1 protein-coding gene is annotated in these 311 nt (G+C 69.5%); it reads right to left on the bottom strand.

Translation table 11 applies throughout. The features are described from left to right. Positions 1 to 311 (bottom strand): winged helix-turn-helix domain-containing protein (locus EN824_RS36430; protein WP_245521088.1); only part of this gene is annotated, 311 nt, incomplete at both ends.

Below are 311 nucleotides of genomic sequence, written 5' to 3'. Positions count from 1 at the left end.
GGCCGTCTTGCGCTCGCCGGACGCAAGGTGGCTTTGCTGGCGCGCCCGCGCGTCGAGGCGGCGTTGCGCAAGGATGGCTTGCGGGTCAGCGACCTCGATGACCGCGACCGCCGCATCGCGCCCGACCAGTTGCATGCGCTGCGGCGGAAGCAGGTGGCCGGCTGCCGCGTTGGCCGTGGTCCGTTGCCGGGGCACGAGCCGATAGCCGCGGCCGGGCACGGTCAAGATCAGATCGCGGTCCGCGCCGAGAATCTTGCGCAACGCGGACAGATGAACCTGGATATTGTTTTCCTCGACGATGGTGTCGGGCC

This window comes from Mesorhizobium sp. M8A.F.Ca.ET.181.01.1.1 (genome assembly GCF_004792025.1).
In the GTDB taxonomy this organism is placed as follows: Bacteria; Pseudomonadota; Alphaproteobacteria; order Rhizobiales; family Rhizobiaceae; genus Mesorhizobium.
This window is presented reverse-complemented; position numbering and strand designations above follow the sequence as displayed.